The sequence below is a fragment of the Streptomyces sp. NPDC093598 genome (assembly GCF_044764825.1).
GTDB lineage: Bacteria > Actinomycetota > Actinomycetes > Streptomycetales > Streptomycetaceae > Streptomyces.
This window is the reverse complement of the sequence record NZ_JBIWIV010000002.1, coordinates 967,938-986,231: the sequence shown is the minus strand read 5'-3', so window position 1 is coordinate 986,231 and position 18,294 is coordinate 967,938. Positions and strand designations below refer to the sequence as shown.

At 72.6% G+C, this 18,294-nt stretch carries 18 protein-coding genes; 11 read left to right on the top strand and 7 right to left on the bottom strand.

Annotated elements, in window-relative coordinates; translation table 11 throughout:
- Positions 1–5 precede the first annotated feature (5 nt).
- Complete coding sequence (locus ACIRDU_RS10460; RefSeq protein ID WP_403576788.1) at positions 6–434, bottom strand: VOC family protein; 429 nt, start codon at positions 432–434, stop codon at positions 6–8.
- 124 nt (positions 435–558) lie between these two features.
- Here ACIRDU_RS10460 and ACIRDU_RS10455 point away from each other — a divergent pair, with 124 nt between their 5' ends.
- Entirely contained in the window at positions 559–882 is a 324-nt protein-coding gene (locus ACIRDU_RS10455) for a peptidase M23 (protein ID WP_403576786.1), read from the top strand.
- Positions 883–1,028: 146 nt separating this feature from the next.
- Here the strand turns inward: ACIRDU_RS10455 and ACIRDU_RS10450 are convergent, their stop codons facing one another.
- Positions 1,029–1,478 carry a hypothetical protein gene (locus ACIRDU_RS10450; RefSeq protein ID WP_403576784.1) on the bottom strand — a complete coding sequence of 150 codons (450 nt, stop codon included), beginning with the start codon at positions 1,476–1,478 and terminating at the stop codon, positions 1,029–1,031.
- A 263-nt stretch (positions 1,479–1,741) separates the two neighbouring features.
- On the opposite strand from ACIRDU_RS10450, the gene ACIRDU_RS10445 reads away from it, so the two are divergent.
- On the top strand, positions 1,742–2,929 hold the full coding sequence (locus ACIRDU_RS10445; protein WP_403576782.1) for a hypothetical protein: 1,188 nt from the start codon (positions 1,742–1,744) through the stop codon (positions 2,927–2,929).
- Between the two features lie 63 nt (positions 2,930–2,992).
- Here ACIRDU_RS10445 and ACIRDU_RS10440 read toward each other — a convergent pair whose 3' ends face one another.
- From ACIRDU_RS10440 to ACIRDU_RS10430, 3 genes are all read right to left on the bottom strand, one after another.
- Complete coding sequence (locus ACIRDU_RS10440; protein ID WP_403576780.1) at positions 2,993–4,549, bottom strand: protein kinase; 1,557 nt, start codon at positions 4,547–4,549, stop codon at positions 2,993–2,995.
- Positions 4,546–5,343 (bottom strand): serine/threonine protein kinase, encoded by a 798-nt coding sequence (locus ACIRDU_RS10435; RefSeq protein ID WP_403576778.1) that lies wholly within the window; start codon positions 5,341–5,343, stop codon positions 4,546–4,548. The genes ACIRDU_RS10440 and ACIRDU_RS10435 overlap by 4 nt, the downstream gene beginning before the upstream one ends.
- A 205-nt stretch (positions 5,344–5,548) precedes the next feature.
- Positions 5,549–6,484 carry a hypothetical protein gene (locus ACIRDU_RS10430; RefSeq protein ID WP_403576776.1) on the bottom strand — a complete coding sequence of 312 codons (936 nt, stop codon included), beginning with the start codon at positions 6,482–6,484 and terminating at the stop codon, positions 5,549–5,551.
- Between the two features lie 346 nt (positions 6,485–6,830).
- On the opposite strand from ACIRDU_RS10430, the gene ACIRDU_RS10425 reads away from it, so the two are divergent.
- Entirely contained in the window at positions 6,831–7,280 is a 450-nt protein-coding gene (locus ACIRDU_RS10425) for a spore-associated protein (RefSeq protein ID WP_403576774.1), read from the top strand.
- 57 nt (positions 7,281–7,337) lie between these two features.
- On the opposite strand, the gene ACIRDU_RS10420 is transcribed toward ACIRDU_RS10425, so the two are convergent.
- The gene (locus tag ACIRDU_RS10420) at positions 7,338–8,726 is read right to left on the bottom strand and encodes a glycoside hydrolase family 43 protein (RefSeq protein ID WP_403576772.1); all 1,389 of its coding nucleotides are present in this window, start codon (positions 8,724–8,726) and stop codon (positions 7,338–7,340) included.
- 239 nt (positions 8,727–8,965) lie between these two features.
- Between ACIRDU_RS10420 and ACIRDU_RS10415 the strand changes: the two genes are divergently transcribed.
- The 4 genes from ACIRDU_RS10415 to ACIRDU_RS10400 all read left to right on the top strand — a co-directional run bounded on the left by ACIRDU_RS10415 (position 8,966) and on the right by ACIRDU_RS10400 (position 12,748).
- Positions 8,966–10,417 carry an amidase gene (locus ACIRDU_RS10415; RefSeq protein WP_403576770.1) on the top strand — a complete coding sequence of 484 codons (1,452 nt, stop codon included), beginning with the start codon at positions 8,966–8,968 and terminating at the stop codon, positions 10,415–10,417.
- Positions 10,418–10,436: 19 nt separating this feature from the next.
- Entirely contained in the window at positions 10,437–10,655 is a 219-nt protein-coding gene (locus ACIRDU_RS10410) for a hypothetical protein (RefSeq protein WP_403576768.1), read from the top strand.
- Between the two features lie 134 nt (positions 10,656–10,789).
- Positions 10,790–12,259: an SPFH domain-containing protein gene (locus tag ACIRDU_RS10405; protein ID WP_403576766.1), complete on the top strand. Its 1,470-nt coding sequence runs from the start codon at positions 10,790–10,792 to the stop codon at positions 12,257–12,259.
- 42 nt (positions 12,260–12,301) lie between these two features.
- Positions 12,302–12,748, top strand: a complete 447-nt coding sequence (locus tag ACIRDU_RS10400) for a type II toxin-antitoxin system PemK/MazF family toxin (RefSeq protein ID WP_403576764.1) — start codon at positions 12,302–12,304, stop codon at positions 12,746–12,748.
- Here the strand turns inward: ACIRDU_RS10400 and ACIRDU_RS10395 are convergent.
- Entirely contained in the window at positions 12,711–13,556 is an 846-nt protein-coding gene (locus tag ACIRDU_RS10395) for a TIGR02452 family protein (protein WP_403576762.1), read from the bottom strand. The two genes, ACIRDU_RS10400 and ACIRDU_RS10395, sit on opposite strands and share 38 nt — an antisense overlap.
- A 290-nt stretch (positions 13,557–13,846) precedes the next feature.
- On the opposite strand from ACIRDU_RS10395, the gene egtA reads away from it, so the two are divergent.
- The 4 genes from egtA to egtD are packed head-to-tail and all read left to right on the top strand — an operon-like array spanning position 13,847 to position 18,235.
- Entirely contained in the window at positions 13,847–15,148 is a 1,302-nt protein-coding gene (gene egtA, locus ACIRDU_RS10390) for an ergothioneine biosynthesis glutamate--cysteine ligase EgtA (RefSeq protein ID WP_403576760.1), read from the top strand.
- On the top strand, positions 15,145–16,482 hold the full coding sequence (gene egtB / locus ACIRDU_RS10385; protein ID WP_403576758.1) for an ergothioneine biosynthesis protein EgtB: 1,338 nt from the start codon (positions 15,145–15,147) through the stop codon (positions 16,480–16,482). The genes egtA and egtB overlap by 4 nt, the downstream gene beginning before the upstream one ends.
- A complete protein-coding gene (gene egtC, locus ACIRDU_RS10380) occupies positions 16,482–17,276 on the top strand; it encodes an ergothioneine biosynthesis protein EgtC (RefSeq protein WP_403576756.1) in 795 nt (264 codons plus the stop codon). Before egtB ends, egtC begins: the two co-directional genes overlap by 1 nt.
- Positions 17,273–18,235, top strand: a complete 963-nt coding sequence (egtD, locus tag ACIRDU_RS10375; protein ID WP_403576754.1) for an L-histidine N(alpha)-methyltransferase — start codon at positions 17,273–17,275, stop codon at positions 18,233–18,235. The genes egtC and egtD overlap by 4 nt, the downstream gene beginning before the upstream one ends.
- Positions 18,236–18,294 lie beyond the last annotated feature (59 nt).

The window sequence follows — 18,294 nt, the reverse complement described above, 5'->3', positions numbered from 1 at the left end:
CCGGCTCAGACCGCCCCGGGCACGTCCTCCGTGACCCCGTTCAGCTCCGAGGCCGGGTCCGTTCCGTACGGGCGGGTGAGTATCTCCATGCCGTGGCCCGCCGGGTCGAGGAAGTAGACCCCCCGGCCGCCGTCGTTGCGGTTGATGCGGCGGGGATGGTTGCCGTGCGGGTCGGCCTGGATGGGGATCCGGGCCGCGACGAGGCGCGCCAATGCCTCGTCGAACTCTTCCTCGGAGACGAGGAACGCGTAGTGCTGCATCGGGATGTCGGCGTCGATGGTGAGGAAGTCCAGCGTGACACCGTTGGCGGTCGTCACCGGCAGGAACACCCCGGTGGGTGCCCCGACCTCCAGTCCCAGGATCTCCGCGAGGAAGTGAGCGGACTTCTCCCGGTCACGGGACAGGACAATGGTGTGGTTGAACTCGACTGACACGGTTGAATGCCTCCACGGGCATCTCCGCGGCGCCTCCATGCCTCACCCGGCCGGTGACCGGCACGCGATGCCGCGCGGTGGATCGTAGGCAGCGGCGGCAGCGGTCGTCGAGCGGTTTTCGGCCGTGTTCGCGTCACCGGCCGGGGGCTCCCCCGCCCCTGTTGTCGCGGCCGACGGCTGCGACCCGACCCTCACCGACGTCTGCATCTGGGCCACCGACGTCAACCTGCGCCAGCAGCCGACCACTGACTCCCCGCGGCTCGCGGTCCGCTCGCAGTGGTGGGCGGACGCCCTCTGCCAGAAGCAGGGCCAGACCGTGCACGACCCGGCCGTCGGCACCAACAACTGGTGGACCGCCGTGGTGGAGTTCTCGGGCAGTGACGTCGCCTGGGTGAACAACCTGTACATCCGGGGCGGCGAGAAGATCGCCGGAGTCCCGGACTGCTGACGCACCGTCCCCTGCACACGCCTGCGGCGGGCCACCGGGAGATCCGGTGGCCCGCCGCAGTCAGTTGCCGGTCAGCAGTAGCCCATCGGGCCCATGTCCGCCGCCGTTCCAGCAGGGCGCGGTGAACGTCTCGCGGTAGGTGCGGCTCAGTACCAGCCGGTCACGGCCAGATCGTGGCCGTCGCACGAGAGCAGGGCGCGCGAGACCCGGCCGTTGAGGTTGTTGCCCATCTGCGTGTAGGCGTAGTTGATGCCGGAGTCCACGGTCTCGGAGACCCAGCCGTCGTTCCGGCCCGAGCTGTTGTTGGAACGCTGCAGTACGGCAGCGCAGCCGGGCCGGGAGTTCTCGATCCGGGCGAACGAGCCGCACTTGTCGGAATAGAAGTACTTCAGGGCCATGCCCTCGGCGTACTGGGTGGGCCCGATCTGCCGGAACGTGCCCGTGCAGTACGAGGTGGTGGGGTACTGCCCCTCCATGCCGTAGAGGCCGTAGTTGCCGCCCGAGAACGCCTGGGCCTGGGCGGAGGTCGGAAGGAGCGCCATCACCGCGGCGGCGCCCCCCGCGGCCAGCAGTGTCGTGAGTGATCGGCGGCTCATGAGCCCTCTTTCGTTTCGTGTGGCGTGGGGTGGTCCGGTCATGCACGGCGACCGGCCCCCCGGGCCGGCCGTCGCTCGCTGGTCGTGACCGTACGGGGCGTCACCGCACCGCGACACCTGACACCTATCAGGGTCGAAGCCGCAGGCCGCCCGCTCTGCGGGAGCCCTGACATCCGTCAGGAGCGCCCGCCCCGCCAGGGCTCCTATCGTGGCGCCGCGGGCCGAGGTCCCGTCGGAAACCGGGCGATCCAGGAAGGGCAACCATGCGCATGCTCCTGCGCGGCGCCGCCGCGCTCGCGGCCGTCGTCACGGTCGCGTCAGTCACGAGCGGTGCTGCGGCGCATCCCCGGACGGAGAGGGCCGCCGGAACCGTCCAGACCTCCGCAGCCGCCCAGATCCCGCCCGGCGTCACCGCCGGCGTGGCCGTCTACGACCGCGAAGCCGGCATGTTCACCGAACAGGTCAACGAGAGCGCGCAGTTCCGGTCCGCCTCGGTCGTCAAGCTCCTGCTGGCCCTGGACTTCCTGTGGGACCGCGGGCCCGACTACACCATCCCCGCGGCCGACCGCGCCCGGCTGGAGCCGATGCTGCGCAGCAGCGACGACGACGCCGCGGACCACTACTGGTCGACGTACGGCGGCTCGGCGATCATCAAGCGGATGCTCGACCGGCCTTCGCTCGGTCTGCGTGACACGGCGCCACCGCCCGCCGAGTACGCGGGCTTCTGGGGCTACACCGCCCTTTCCGCGCGGGACACGGTGGCGATCTACCGGTACATCCTGGAGAAGGCGCCCGCGCCCGTGCGCACCTTCATCATGGACAACCTGCGCCGCTCCACGCGCTGCTCCTCCACCGACCACTTCGACCAGCACTTCGGCATCGCCGGAGCGTTCGACCGGCCCTGGGCGGTCAAGCAGGGCTGGTCCGGGAGGTACGGGGAGGGCACGTGCGGCACTCAGGCGGCGTCCTCGGGAACGCAGGCGGAAGCAGCCCCCGCACCCCGGGCCGCCGCAGCCGTGGACCTCACCCGCCCGGCACTGCACACCACCGGCACGGTGGGCGCGAACGACCGCACGATCGTGGCCGCGCTGACACTGCACCAGGTCGGCACGTCGTACGGCAAGGCGTACACCGACCTCGGCCGGCTGACCCGCTCGCTGAACGTGCCGGGCGGGGTACGTCCCGCCGGGAGCTGGTTCGGCACCTGGGGCGAGCTCGTGAGCGTCCGCAGGGGTCCGACCACGGGAGACGAGCGGATCACCCGGCTCCCCGCCGGGGTCGAGGTGCTGGTGAGCTGCCAGACCCGGGGCGAGGTGGTCGACGTGCCGCCCTACACCAACGATTGGTGGGCCTATCTGCCCCAGTACGGGGGCTACATGTCCAACATCTACATCAGCTCGCCGGACAACCGGCTGCCGAACGTCCCGGAGTGCGGCTCGCCGCGGCCGTGACGGGAACGGGGGACGAGCGGTGGGCGGGGCCGCGGCTCCGCCCACCGCTCGCGTTCGTGCGGTTCAGCGCTCGTACTCGGCGAGGTAGCGCATCACCTTGTCCACGTGCGGCTGTACCCGCTCCGGTACGCCGCGCTCCTCGATGACCGTGCGGTCACTGGTGCGGTAGCCGGCCGCGACCAGCGCGGGCAGGTCCTTCTTCGGCAGCCCGGCCTGCTTGAAGCGCTGGTCGAGCCAGCACACGTACAGGCTCATGGTGGAGATCGCGTCCGGCGGCGACATGTGGTCCTTGTCGCCGTCACCGTCCCCGTCCACCGCCCAGGCGCGGAACACCGACGGCGTCCACATGGCGATGCCGTACTCCTCGCTCTCCGGGCGGGAGGCCTTCGCGTCGAAGTTGCTCTCCGCTTTGAGCATCGCGGCGAGCAGGGCGGGCGTGATCTCCTCGTCGGTGCAGCGGTGGGCCGCGCGGGCGATGACGGGGCGCAGCGCCTCGGGTACGTCGGAGTCCTCGGGGATCTCACCGGCCGGCGGCGAGCCGGCCGTACCGGTGACGGCGGGGGTGTCACGGTCCTCGTCCTGGTTGCCGCCGCCCTCGCCTCCCCCGAGGAGGGCCGCCCCGGCGACCGCGGCGGCGGTCAGGACGACGAGCCCGGCCGCGGCAGCGGGCACCAGGCGTCTTCGGCGGCGGTGCGGGCCGCCCGTGACGGCCTCGACCCGGGCGGCGACGCCGGCGGCCGTGTGCGGGAGGCGGGCGGCGTGGTCCGGGGCCAGGCAGTCGGCGATCAGCCGGCGCATGTCCTCGTCGAGGCCGGCGTCGAGCCGCAGGGGCGCGGTGCCGCGGGCGTAGGTCTGGGCCGCGAGCGAGCGGGCCCGGGCCGTCGCTCCCGGGAAGGGATGGAGTCCGCCGGTGAGCACCTGGTGGGCGAGGACGCCGAAGGCCCAGATGTCGGCGGTGGGCCGGACGACGGCGCCCTGGGTGCCGGTGCGCTGGGACCACCACTCGGGCGGCAGATGGTCGAGGGTGCCGAGCGGGGGCAAGTGAGCGTGCGTGCCGTCGAGTTCGGTGGCGAGGCCGAAGTCCGCCAGCCACACCTCACCGCCGGGGCCCAGCAGGACGTTGGCGGGTTTGAGGTCGCCGTGCACCCAGCCGGCGTCGTGCATGTGGGCGAGTCCGGCGGCGACGCCGCGCAGGACACGGTCGGCGTCCGCGATCGGCCCGCCCGTCGCGGCGGCGTCCAGTACGTCCTTCAGGCTGGCCTCGGCCCGGTCCATGACCAGCGCGATCGCGCCGTCCAGGGCGGGCAGTTCCGGTGCCTCCACGGTGCACACGGCGTGGGTGCGGACGAGGTGGGGGTGGTCGGCCTCCGCGCTGAACCGGACCTCGCGGGCCACGAGTTCACCGAGGGCGGCGCGCTGCCCGGGGCCCAGGGCGCCGGTCGGCAGCACCTTCACCGCCGCGGGCGTGCCGTCGGCGACCGTACGGGCCTCGTACACGGTTCCCCAGCCGCCGGAGCCGATGACCGGGCCCACCTCCCAGCCGTCGATACGGAACCCCTCCGGGAGGCCGGGCGCGCGGGGCGCCTCCAGTTCGTCGTCCCGTTCCTCGGGCGTCGTCATGCGCCGGCCTCCTGCGGGTCGGTGAGGCGGCCGGCGCCGCGCGGCGGCAGCAGGCTGAGGTGTTCTTCGCGGACCAGGCCGAAGCGCAGGGCGACGGAGGCGAGCCGGGTGCGCTTGGCGCCGGTGCGGCCGCCGTCGGCCGCGGTCGTGGCCTCCTCGCCGAGGTCCAGGCGCAGTTTGGCGAAGGCGAGGTAGTCGATGTGGTAGTTGACCGCGGAGCGCGTGAGGTCCCGGCAGGACTCCAGCGGCCGCAGCCGCTCGACGATCTGCCCGACGCCGGGGAGTGCCGAGTCGGAGGGGTCGCGCAGCCGGGGTTCGCACAGGGCCACCAGGACGAGGAAGTACTTCGACGTCGGGTCCAGGGCGAAGGGGTGGACGGTCTGTTCACCGCCGCCCGGCATGGACTGCTCGCCGAGATAGGCGTGCTGGGGTGCGAACACCTTGAACGTGGCGGTGCCGGACAGGGCGGGCAGCACCACGCGGGAGAACTCGAAGGGCACGGGCGCCCCGAGCCGCCCGGGCGCGACGGTGAGGTACTCGCCGGCTCCCTCCAGGTTCTCCACCACGTACGACACGCTGCGGCTGAAGTTGGACAGCCGCCAGTAGTCCCCGGCCGCTTCCAGTTGCCCGGCCCGGCGGGAGATCCCGGGGTCGGTCAGGACGATGCGGACCCCTGCCCCGCCGCGTCCGAAGTCTGCGATGTCCCCCGGTCCCAGGTGGATCAGTTCGGGACTGCCCGTCTCCTCCGCACCCCACTGGGTGGTACCGGGCAACTGCACGATGATCGTTTCCACGCGGACTCCCCCGCTGATGTCGCCCCCGATTTGGTCGCGAGGATTGTACGGTCGGCTTCCGCTTGCCGCGGAGCCGGCGGGGCCGCCTCTGGGGGCGGTTTCCGGGCGTTGCGCGACGAGCTGGGAGACGGTCGTACGGGGCCTCGCGGTTCCGGTCCGGCAGGGCAACCGCGCGCGGCCACCGGTTGCCGGCGGCCGCGTGCCGTCAGCCGAGGCAGATGACGAGCAGGCAGAGCTCCTTGGGCTTGGAGTCGGAGGCAGACGTCTCGGGTGGGGTGGTCGCCGCGGGCGGGGGTGTGGAGGGGGAGGTCGGCTGCTGCGCGTCCGAGCCGCCATCGGCGGCCGGCGGTGTCGTCGGCTCGGTGGCCGTCGACCCGGACGAACCGGCGTTGCCGGTGACGGTGTCGACGGTGTTCTGGACCGTCTTGCGCTGCGGCGGGGTCGTCAGCGGCAGCTCGCGAGGCGCGGCGGCCGCGTCCGTCCGGGTGTCCGCCGGCGTGATGCGGGGGTCGGCGGCCCGGGACTGCTGGTGGCGCGACGCGCGGTCGGCGTGCGACGGAGCGGTGGGGGTGGGCGCGGAACGCGGGGTGTCGGCCTGGCTCGACGTCGGTTCGGTGTACGTGGGCGCTTCCCCCGCGGCGCCGCCCATGGTCGTGTCCTGCGGCGCCGTGGCCGCCTGCACACCGGGCTTGGCGTTCCCGTTCATCGCGGCGACGGTCAGACCGCCTCCGACGAGCGCGACCGCCGTCGCGACGACGGCCCGGCGCTGGTTCTTCTTCCAGCGGGCCATCTGACGACGCCGGGCCGCCCGTCCCTCCGGCCGGGCTTCGTAGTCCTCGGCCGTGTCGGCGTCAGGGGAGTCGTACGTGCCGTCGGGGGAGTCGTACCCGCCGGACGAGCCGGAGCCGGGGCCGTCCTGTGCAGGTACGGGGGTCTCGTCCCACACGGTGCCGTCGTGCCAGGTGCCGGTGGCGGCCGGGTGCTCCCAGGCCGCCGGTCCGACCGGGGCCATGACGGGGGCGGGGGCCGGGCCGGTACGGCCGTCGACGGCACGGGGGTCGATGTCCGGGGCGTAGGCGCCGCACCCCGGGCAGACCAAGGCGCCGTTGAGGTGCCGACGGCACGAGGAGCAGTAGTCCATGTGTGGTTTTCCCGATCTGGCTGTTCCGGCGGCTCGCCGGCCGCGACCTGTTCACGTTCGCACGTGGGATCGAGCCGTAACGCTAACGAGACTTTGGAGGGGCGGTGTGCAGTCTGTGTGATACCCCTGCACAGATCCTCTGGATCTCGCGTGTGCCACAGGCGACTCGCGAGTAAAAGGGACGAACTCTGGGAACGCTCGGGCACCCGCTGTCACGGCACGCGGCCTCCGCTCGCACTCACCCCCAACTCCCCTCGTTTTTCTGCGAACTGACGCACAACCCTTTGGACGGCCCGAGGGTCACACATGCAGGAGCAACCACCTCGAAGAGTTGCAAGGGGGAAATATGCGATTCACCCGTTCCGTCCTGGCCGCGTCCGCCGTGGCGGCACTGTCCGTGGGGACCATGACCGCCCTGGCGTCGCCGGCCTCGGCCGCGCCCAACACCACCCCGCAGAAGGTTTGCGGAAGTGGGTACAAGACGGTCAACTCGGCGAGCGTCGGCTCGCTGGGGACCGTCTACCTGACCTACAACGCCTCCAACGGCCGTAACTGCGTCGCGACCATCCGCAACAACCCGGGCACGGCCGTGAACATGTCCGCCTGGATCTACGTCCCGGACACCGAGGAGAGCCACTACGACGAGGGCGTGTTCACGTCGTACGCCGGACCGACGTACGTCTACGGCAAGGGCCACTGCGTGGACTGGGGCGGCAGCATCGCCAACACCTACGTGCAGGTGTACGGCTCCAACTGCGGTTCCCTGAAGGAGCACCGGGTCACCTTCACCCGCTGACCCCCTCCGGCCGGGCCCCACGGGCAACCGTGGTGGCCCGGCTTCTTCGTGCCGGTCCTACGTCCAGGCCGTCACCGGCACGAACGAACTGTCCTGCCGGAACAGGTCCGTTCCGTCGGAGCGCTCCACGCGCAGTTGGTAGGCGTAGTGGCGCAGGTAGTGGCCCGGGTAGTTGTACGACTCGAAGCGGACCGCACCCGAGGCCGTGCCGGTCCGGAGGATGAAGGTGGCGTCCTTGGCGAAGGTGCTCGTGCCGTCGTCGGGGTCGAAGCGGGCCCGGAAGTCCCAGTGGCGGAGGTAGTTGCCGGCCGCGTCCCGGAAGGAGCAGCCGCTGCTGTCGGCGAGGCCGGCGACGACCGTGAAGGTGGCGGCCCGCTTCTCGGCGGTGGTGCTGGAGGAGCTCACCACGGGCAGGTTGAGCAGTGAGGTCTGCTGCTGCCAGTAACGGGTGGAGTAGTTGGCCGAGCAGAAGGAACGCGTGACGTTCCGGGCCAGGGCCGGGCCGCCCGCGATCGTCTCCTTGACGACCGTGAAGTGCCGTGCCGTGCCGGAGATCGCGGGCAGCGCGGCCGGGGCCGACCAGGTGGCGAAGGTGTCGTAGCTGTCGCTGTAGTAGTAGTTCCCGTCGCCGTAGCCGTCGAAGAAGATTCGCCAGCCGCCGTTGTCGAGCCGCACCAGCGCCGGGCCCTCGCGGTAGCTGCCCCAGCCCGCCCAGTCGCCCGTCCGGCGGATCGTGTACGGGCCGGTGAGGTTCGAGGCGGTGGCGTACTCGATGTACTTCGTCGTCTCGTTCTTCGGGAAGGCGTGGTACGTCGAGCCGATCTTGACGATGAAGGTGTCGATGTGGTTGGCGCCGATACCCGAGAGGGCGACCGGCGAACTCCACGCCGTGAGCGCCGGGTTCGTGGCCCTCATGAGGTACGGCGTGAAGATCCACTCGTCGTCGGTGGTGGAGCAGGACACGACGATGTGCACGCTGCCGTCGCTGTCCACGAACCACTCGGGCGCCCAGGCGCGGGAGAGGCCCGCGATCGGGACGGTGTGGTCGTACAGGAACGTCCAGTTGACGCGGTCGGAGCTGCGGGCGAAGCCGATGGTCGTGCTGGGGTCCTGCCAGGTGTGGGTGGTGTAGGTGACGTAGTAGAAGCCGTCGGTGTGCCTGATGACACTGGCATCGCGGATCCGGTTCGCGGGCGGGGTGTACGCGGAGGAGCGCAACAGCCGGAAGTCGGTGGCGTCGTCCGACTGGTAGACGTTGACCGTGCCGTCGTCGCTGTTGAGGAACGGCACGATGGTGTAGCGGGTGGCCGAGCCGTTCGGGGGTGCGGCGGCCAGGGCGCTGCCGAGCAGCCCGGGGGTTGCGCCGAGCACGACCGCAGAGGCGGGCAGGGCGGCCAGGGCGCGCAGCAGGGTGCGGCGGGACGGTACGGCGGGGCGTGGAGTCACGGGCGGCTCTCCCTGGAACACCAGCGTTCGATATACCGAACAGAGTTCGGCAAATCGATCAGAAGTAGGGCTCAGAAGGTAAGGGCGAGGCAGAGGTGCGTCAATGGTTTGAACAGGTGCCGATGTGCCCAGTGAGGGAGATGTGGCCGATGGGTGAACTTCCACTCTCGTCGTCGGCATTCCCTCACCGGCCACCGGACGTTACCGTTCGGTAGACAAGCCGCTTCCGGAGGTGTCCGATGACGCTCGACCGTTCCGAAGGCCTGGCGGAGACCGCCCGTGCGCTGGCCGCCGGGGAGGTGACGTCGCGGGCGCTGGTCGAGCGGACGCTGGCGCGGATCGCGGCGACGCAGTCCGGCCTCAACGCCTTCCGGATCGTGCGGACCGAGGCCGCGCTCGCCGAGGCCGAGGCCGCCGACCGGGAGCTGGCCGCGGCCGCGGACCGGGGCCCGGCCTCGCACAGCGCCCACAAGCCGCTGCTCGGCGTCCCCGTCGCGGTGAAGGACGACATGGACGTGGCCGGGGAGCCGACCGCGTTCGGCTGCTGCGGGGAGTTCCCGCCGGTCCCCGAGGACGGCGAGGCGGTACGGCGGCTGCGCGCGGCCGGGGCCGTGATCATCGGCAAGACCAACACCTGCGAGTTCGGGCAGTGGCCCTTCACCGAAGGACCCGCCTTCGGCGCCACCCGCAATCCGTGGAGCGCCGAGCACACGCCCGGCGGTTCCTCGGGCGGCTCGGCCGCCGCGGTCGCCGCGGGCCTGGTGCCCGCCGCACTCGGCTCGGACGGTGCCGGTTCGGTGCGGATCCCGGCCGCCTGGACCCATCTGGTCGGGATCAAGCCGCAGCGCGGCCGTATCTCGACCTGGCCGCGGGGTGAGTCCTTCCAGGGCATCACCGTCAACGGCACCCTGGCCCGTACGGTCGCCGACGCGGCCCTGCTGCTGGACGCGGCGAGCGGCAACCACCCGCAGGACCCGCACAAGCCCCCGGCCCTCGACGTGTCCCGGGCCGTCGGCCGCGACCCCGGGCGGCTGCGCATCGCGCTCTCCCTCAAACCGCCCTTCACGGCCGTGCCCGCCCGGCTCCTGCCGGAGGTGCGGACCCGGGTGGTCGAACTGGCCGAGCGGCTCGCCGCGCTGGGGCACTTCGTCGAGGAGGCGGACCCGCCGTACGGGCAGATCGGGCTGACCTTCGTGCCGCGCGCCACGGCCGGGATCGCCGAGCGGGTGGGCGAGGCGCCCTTCCCGGCGCTGCTGGACCGGCGCACCCGGGACGCGGCCCGGCTGGGCCGGCTGCTCGGCGGTGCCCCGCTGCGGGCGGCCCGGCGTGCGGAGACCGTGCTGCACCGGCGTATCGGCTCCTTCTTCACCTCCTACGACGTCGTTCTCGCGCCGACGACCGCCGCTCCCCCGCCCCGGATCGGCGCCCTGCTCGAACTGAGCGGGTTCGCCACCGACCGGGCGATGATCGCCGCCTGCCCGTACGCCTGGCCGTGGAACGTGCTGGGCTGGCCCGGCGTCAACGTGCCCGCGGGTTTCACGCCGGACGGCCTGCCGGTCGGCGCGCAATTGCTGGGCCCGGCCCACAGCGAGCCGCTGCTCGTGCAGGTGGCCGCGCAGCTGGAGGCGGAGCTGCGCTGGGCCGAGAAATGGCCGTCGCCGCCGGTCACGGAACGTTCCGCCGCCGCCTGAGCGACCGTACGCTGTCCTCATGGCGGACGCGTCGATGGTCGGGCTCATGGGGCGGGTCACCGGAACGATCGGGCCCGGACTGGTCGGTGAGGTGATCGTCCGGGTGCGCGGCGGCGCCGAGCACTTCCTCGCCCACCCCGCCTCCGCGAGCGACCGCATCGAGACGGGCACGGTCGTGATGGTGGTCGAGTACCTGCCCCCGAGGACCGTCTACGTCACGGCGGCGTACGACAGTTGAGCCCGCTGCGACGCAGGTGAGAGCCGTACGCGTCAAGCTTCGGCCAAGGATGCGCCGGTGTCTGTACCCGGGCTCCGCGCAGGAGCACACTCCCCTTCGTTCGGTGCCGAGAGGGCACCATGCAAAGGGGGCGAATGCCGATGGTCGTCGGCGTCGTTGCGGGGGTGGCGGTTGCCGCCGTCCTCGTTCTGATCGGTCTGTTCAAGCTCATGTGGCGGGTCGCCGAACCCAACGAGGCACTGATCATCTCAGGGTCCAAACACCGCACGGAGGGCATCGAGGAGGGCCTGGGGTTCCGCATCGTCACCGGACGCGGCACGCTCGTGATGCCCGGGGTGCAGGCGGTTCGCAAGCTCTCGCTCGATCTCAACGAGACCGAACTCCAGGTGGACTGTGTGACCCACCAGGGCATCCCGTTGAAGGTGCGGGGCGTGGTCATCTTCAAGGTGGGCGACGACTTCGTGTCGATCGCGAACGCGGCCCGCCGGTTCCTCGACCAGCAGAAGCTGATGTCGGAGCGGGTGCACAACGTCTTCGCCGGTCATCTGCGCTCCATCGTGGGCGGGTTGACGGTCGAGGACATGATCCGGGACCGGGAGAAGCTCACCGGGCAGACCCGGGCCGCGTGCGGCACCGAGATGGAGAAGCTGGGCCTGATCGTGGACTCGCTCCAGATCCACGAGATCGAGGACCCGACCGGGTACATCCAGAACCTCGCCATGCCGCACGCGGCTGCCGTGCAGCGCGACGCGCGCATCGCGCAGGCCGAGGCGAACCGGCTGGCCACCGAGGCCGAGCAGCAGTCGTTCGCCCGGATGGCGGAGGCGACCCGGGACAGCGAGATCCTCCAGGCCGGCTACCAGGCCGAGCGCGACAAGGCGGCCGCCAAGGCCCGGCAGGCGGGGCCGCTCGCCGAGGCCGGCGCCCGGCAGGAGGTGGTCGTCCAGGAGACGCGGGTGGCGGAGCTGGAGGCGCACCGGCGCGAGCAGCAACTCCAGGCGGACGTGCGCAAACCCGCCGACGCGGCGGCCTACGAGACGCGCACCCTGGCCGAGGCCGACCGCGACGCGCGGATCTCGTCGGCCCAGGCGCAGGCGAAGGAGACGGAGCTGGCGGCGGCCGCCGAGGCGACCCGGGTCAAGACGGCCGCGGGCGCCGAGGCCGAGGCGACCAAGGCGCGGGGCGAGGCGGCCGCGCAGGCGACCCGGGCCACCGGTGAGGCCGAGGCGGCAGCGGCGCAGGCCAGGGGTCTCGCCGAGGCCGAGGCGGCCAAGGCCAAGGGCCTCGCGGAGGCGGAGGCCATCAAGGCCCGCGCCGCCGCCCTGGCCGAGAACCAGGAGGCCGTCGTCGCGCAGCAACTCGCCGAGAACTGGCCGGAGATCGTGAAGGCCGGCGCGTCCGCCTTCGGCAACGTCGACAACATGGTGCTGCTCAACGGCGCCGACGGCATGGCGGACATGTTCGCCAAGGCGCTCACCATGGGCGGCACGGGTCTGGGACTCGCCCGTCAGCTGCTGGCGTCGATGGACCGGAACGGGCAGGCACCGCAGGGCACCACGTCCCTCAACGGGCAGACTGGGAAGGTGCCGATGGACGACAAGTGACCCGGGCGGCGTGCTCACGGGGGCAGCCTCTAAGGTGCCCCCGTGAGCACGTCTGCCGACGAGAACGTCCCCGGCCGTCACGGCCCCTCCGCCACCGTCCAGGCCGACCCGCGCGCGGTGGGCCGGGTCCGCACGGAGTACTCGCCCGCCCACGACGGCGACCCGGACCCCGGGGAGATCGTCTGGACGTGGGTGCCCTACGAGGAGAACGACGGCCGCGGCAAGGACCGCCCGGTGCTGGTCGTCGCCCGCGAGCCGGGCGGGACGTTCCTCGCCGTGCGGTTGTCCAGCAAGCGGCATGACGGCGACCGGGAGTGGGTGCCGATCGGCAGCGGGCCCTGGGACCGGACGGGCCGGGACTCGTGGGTCGACGTGGACCGGGTGCTGCGCCTGCACGAGGACGGCATGCGCCGGGAGGCCTGCGCCCTCGACCGCATGCGCTTCAACCTGGTCAGGCGCCGCTTGCAGGAGCGCTACGGCTGGAGCTGAACGCCTGGTCGAAGGCGCCCAGCACCGCACGGTCCCGCGTCCGGTCCAGGATCCCGAACGCCACGTGCTCGAAGGCCTGCGCGAACCGGCCGCCGGGCTCCAGCAACGCCCGGAACGCCTCCGCCACCTGCGCTGGGTCGTTGCGGAACACCCCGCAGCCCCAGGCGCCCAGGACGACTCTGCGGTAGCCGTGGGCGACGGCCGTCTCCAGGACGCGTTCGGCGCGCACCGCCAGGGCCCGCGGCAGTTCGGCGGCCCGTTCGGGTGCCGTGCGCAGCACCACGCCCGCGTTGGGCGCGGGCGAGGTCAGGAAGCCGGCGGTGTACGGCTCGGCCAGCAGCCCGCCCCGGTCGTCACGGAAGACGGGCACGGCCGGTGAGTGGATGACGCGGTCCGTGTAGAACGGGTCGCGGTGGGCCCGGTGGTGGTCGTAGAACGGGCGGGCCTCGAGGAGGCAGGTGTACAGCGCGGAGGCGCGGCACAGGGCCTCCTCCTGGGCCTGGGCGCCGTTCAGGTAGCCGCCGCCGGGATTGCGTGCGGAGGCGAAGTTCAGCACGGCCACGTGCCCGCCGAGCCGGCGGGCGGCCTCCAGGCTGCTCTCGCCCGTGACCTCGATCAGCGTCTCCCGCGTCCCGGTCACCCGATCGGCGGGCACCGGAACCGGCTGCGGCCCGTACAGGCGGGTTCCCTCGCGCGCCGCCCGCAGCTCCGCCGCGATCGACACCTCGCGCCCGTCCGGCGCCCGGTAGGCCCCGGCCGCGACGATCTGCTCGGTCTGCTGGGCGATACCGCGCAGACGCGCGCTCACGGCGCCACCCCCGTACGCGCCGTGACCGCGCGCCGCGCGGCCCCTCTTGTCGTGCTCACGCAGGCATCGTGAGTGATGCCTGCTACCCGACGCAACGGAGTTTTCGCTGTCGGAGAACGCCGGGGAAATCGGCGGGAAACTCCGGGGCGGACCGTATGACCGCCCGGGAACGCCCCGCTTCGCCCCCTTGTGCCGAGCGACGTGAGCGTCTTGGGTGGACGGGTGATCCCGGCCCGGGCCACCGAAGAGCCCGGACCGGTGGCATGGTGGAATCTCAGGAGGATCCCGACATGTCCGATTCGGTAAGTGGCTGTACCCGGCCACGCACCTCACTGTCCGAAGCCGAGGTCGAGGCTCTCGTCCGCGGCATCTGTTTCAAGACCGGCCCGCCACGCCGCCTCGGTGTCGAGGTGGAATGGCTCGTCCACGAGCTGCGCGCACCGCAGCTCCCCGTCACACCCGAACGACTCGAAGCGGCCTACACCGCACTGCGGCCGCTGCCTCTGAGGTCGGCGCTCACCGTGGAGCCCGGCGGCCAGCTGGAGCTGAGCTCGCCCCCCGCCGCCTCGCTGACGGAAGTCATCGACACCGTCTCCGCCGACCTCGACGCCGTCCGCGCGGTTCTGCGCCAGGACGACCTCGTCCTTGTCGGCCTCGGTCAGGATCCCTGGCACGAGCCCCGCCGGTTCCTGCGCGAACCGCGCTACGACGCCATGGAGAAGTGCCTTGACCGCGCGGGCCCCGCCGGCCGCGCCATGATGTGCGCCTCCGCGTCCGTGCAGGTGTGCCTGGACGCCGGCCATGAGGAGCCCGGGCCGCAGGGCCTGGTGCGGCGCTGGTGGCTGGCCCACCATCTGGGCGCGGTCCTGGTGGCCGCGTTCGCCAACTCCCCGCTCGCCGGGCACCGGCCGACCGGCTGGCTGTCCTCCCGGCAGCTGACGTGGACCCGGATCGGCGCCGGCCGGGCGGGCGGACCGCGACTGGACACCGACCCGCGCGGCGCCTGGGCCCGGCACGTGCTGGACTCCCCCGTGATGTGCGTACGGCGGGACGGCGGGCCCTGGGACGTCCCCGAGGGGCTCACCTTCCGGGACTGGATCCGCACGGGCGCGCCCCGGCCACCCACCCGTCAGGACCTCGACTACCACGTCACGACGCTGTTCCCGCCGGTCAGACCGCGTGGCCATCTCGAACTCCGCATGATCGACGCGCAGCCCGGCGACGACGGCTGGATCGTGCCGCTCGCCGTGACGGCGGCGCTGTTCGACGACCCGGAGGCCACCGAGACCGCCTACCGGGCCGTGAAGCCGCTGGCCGAACGGACGCTGGGGCTGCCCGCGCCGCACAACCCGCTGTGGCTCGACGCGGCCCGCTGCGGCCTGGCCGACGCGGAACTGCGCGAGGTGGCCGTCACCTGCTTCACGACCGCGCTGGACGCCCTGCCCCGGCTCGGCGCCGCCCCCGAGGTCGTCGAGGCCGTCACGGCCTATCTGGACCGCTATGTCGTCCTGGGCCGCTGCCCCGCCGACGACCTGCTCGACCGACAGCGCGGCACGGACGGTCGCGCCCACGGGAAGGACTTCCGCCGATGACCGACACCGATCCCGCCGTCGACGCCGGGACCGTCGACCCCGAGGTGCTCCGCGAGCGGGCGGTCGCCTCACTGATCGTGGCCCGTGACCGCACCACCCTGCTGACGAGCTGCGTCGAGGATCCCGATCTGACCGCGCAGCACTCGCCACTGATGTCTCCGCTGGTGTGGGACCTCGCGCACATCGGCAACCAGGAGGAGCAGTGGCTGCTGCGGGCCGTCGCCGGGCACGAGGCGATACGCCCGGAGATCGACGGCCTCTACGACGCCTTCGAGCACCCGCGCGCCGAGCGGCCGAAGCTGCCGCTGCTGTCGCCGGCGGAGGCCCGCACCTACGCGGCCGACGTGCGCGGCCGGGCACTGGACGTGCTGGAGCGGCACACGTTCCACGGGACGCGGCTGACGGAGGCCGGGTTCGCCTTCGGGATGATCGCGCAGCATGAACAGCAGCACGACGAAACGATGCTGATCACCCATCAGCTCCGCACGGGGCCGCAGGCCCTGACGGCGCCCGACCCGGAGCCGGCACCGCTGTTCACCGGCCCGGCCGAAGTCCTGGTCCCGGGCGGCCCGTTCACGATGGGCACCTCCGATGAGCCGTGGGCGCTGGACAACGAACGCCCCGCGCACCGGCGCGAGGTGGCGCCCTTCCACATCGACACCACCCCGGTGACGAACGGCGCCTACCAGGCGTTCATCGAGGACGGCGGCTACGGCAACCCGCGCTGGTGGGCGGCCGACGGCTGGGCGCACATCCAGAAGCACGGCATCGACGCCCCGCTGTTCTGGCGGCGCGACGGGAAGCAGTTCCTCAGGCGCCGCTTCGGCGTCACCGAGGTCGTCCCGCCGGACGAGCCGGTGCTGCACGTGTGCTGGTACGAGGCCGACGCCTACGCCCGCTGGGCGGGACGCCGGCTGCCCACGGAGGCCGAGTGGGAGAAGGCCGCCCGGCACGACCCGGCCGGCGACCGCTCGATGCGCTACCCGTGGGGTGACGCCGACCCGGGGCCCGAGCACGCCAACCTCGGCCAGCGGCACCTGCGTCCGGCACCCGCCGGGAGCTACCCGGCCGGTGAGTCCCCGCTCGGCGTACGGCAGCTGATCGGTGACGTGTGGGAGTGGACGGCGAGCGACTTCCTGCCCTACCCGGGATTCAGGGCGTTCCCGTACAAGGAGTACTCGGAGGTCTTCTTCGGGCCCGAGTACAAGGTGCTGCGCGGCGGTTCGTTCGCGGTGGACGCGGTGGCCTGCCGGGGCACGTTCCGCAACTGGGACTACCCGATCCGGCGGCAGATCTTCTCCGGGTTCCGCACGGCCCGGTCGGAGGACGTCTGATGTGCCGTCATGTGGCGTACGTGGGACCGGAGGAGGCGCTGGGCCGGCTTCTCGTGGAGCCCCCGCACGGGCTCTACCGGCAGTCGTGGGCGCCCCGGCACCAGCGGTACGGGACGGTCAACGCCGACGGTTTCGGCGTGGGCTGGTACGCCGAGGGCGACCCGGTGCCGGCCCGCTACCGCCGGGCCGGGCCGATCTGGGCCGACCTGTCGTTCGCCGATCTCGCCCGGGTCGTACGGTCCACCGCGCTGCTCGCCGCGGTGCGGGACGCGACCCTCTCGGGCGCGGACGCGGAGGCCGCGGCGGCCCCCTTCGCCGCGGGAACCTGGCTGTTCAGCCACAACGGGGCGGTGAAGGGCTGGCCCGGCTCGCTCGCCCCGTTGTCCCGGAGCCTGCCGCCGGAGGACCTGCTGTCGCTGGAGGCCCGCAACGACTCGGCGCTGGTGTGGGCGCTGGTGCTGGCACGGCTGCGCGGCGGTGACGAGGAGGGCCAGGCGATGGCCGACACGGTCCTGGAGGTCGCCGCCGCGGCCCCCGGCTCCCGGCTCAACCTCCTGCTCACCAACGGCGACACCATCACCGCGACCGCCTGGGGCGACGCCCTCTGGTACCTCACCCGGCCCGGCGGCGGCACCGTCGTGGCCTCCGAGCCCTACGACGACGATCCGCACTGGCAGGAGGTCCCCGACCGCACCCTGCTCGCGGCGAGCCGCACCGACGTGCTGCTCACGCCGCTGAAGGAGCCGACCGACGCCTCCGTGCCCTCCCCATCGCCGAAGGAGCCCCGTACGTGAGCCCGTTCCACCTCACCCGCACCCTGCCCGAGGACGCCACGGACGCCGCGCTGCGCGCCGACGTCCACCGGGGTCTGACCGGCCGCCCCAAGACACTGCCGCCGAAGTGGTTCTACGACGCGCACGGCAGCGACCTGTTCGAGAAGATCACGGAACTGCCCGAGTACTACCCCACACGCGCCGAGCGGGAGATCCTCCTCGCGCACTCCGGCGACATCGCGGCGGCGACCGGGGCGCGCACCCTGGTCGAGCTCGGTTCCGGCTCCTCGGAGAAGACCCGGCATCTGCTCGACGCCCTCACCGGCCTGCACACCTACATCCCGGTCGACGTCAGCGGGAGCGCCCTCACCCAGGCCGGGCGGGCGCTCGCCGCCGAGCGGCCGGGGCTCGACGTGCACGCGCTGATCGCGGACTTCACCGCGGAAGTGACCCTGCCGGACACGCCGGGACCCCGGCTGGTGGCGTTCCTCGGCGGCACGATCGGCAACCTGCTGCCCGCCGAACGCGCCGCGTTCCTGGCGTCCGTACGCGCCCTGCTCGCCCCTGGCGACGCCCTGCTGCTGGGCACGGACCTGGTCAAGGACGAGGAGGTGCTGGTCCGGGCGTACGACGACGGGGCCGGGGTGACGGCCGCGTTCAACAAGAACGTCCTGACCGTGATCAACCGCGAGCTCGGCGCCGACTTCGAGCCCGCCGCGTTCGACCACGTGGCGCTGTGGGATGCCGAGCACGAGTGGATCGAGATGCGGCTGCGGTCCCGTACGGCGCAGACGGTCAAGGTCCCGGCGCTCGACCTCGCCGTCGACTTCGCGGCGGGCGAGGAGATGCGGACCGAGGTGTCGGCGAAGTTCCGGCAGGAGGGCGTGCGCGCGGAACTGTCCGCGGCGGGGCTGGACCTGGCCCACTGGTGGACGGATGGTGCGGGCCGGTTCGCGTTGTCGCTGAGCGTGGCGCGCTGACACCGGTAGGCCCCGGGGCGGCGGCGACGGCGGGAGACGACGTCTCGCGCTTCGCCGCC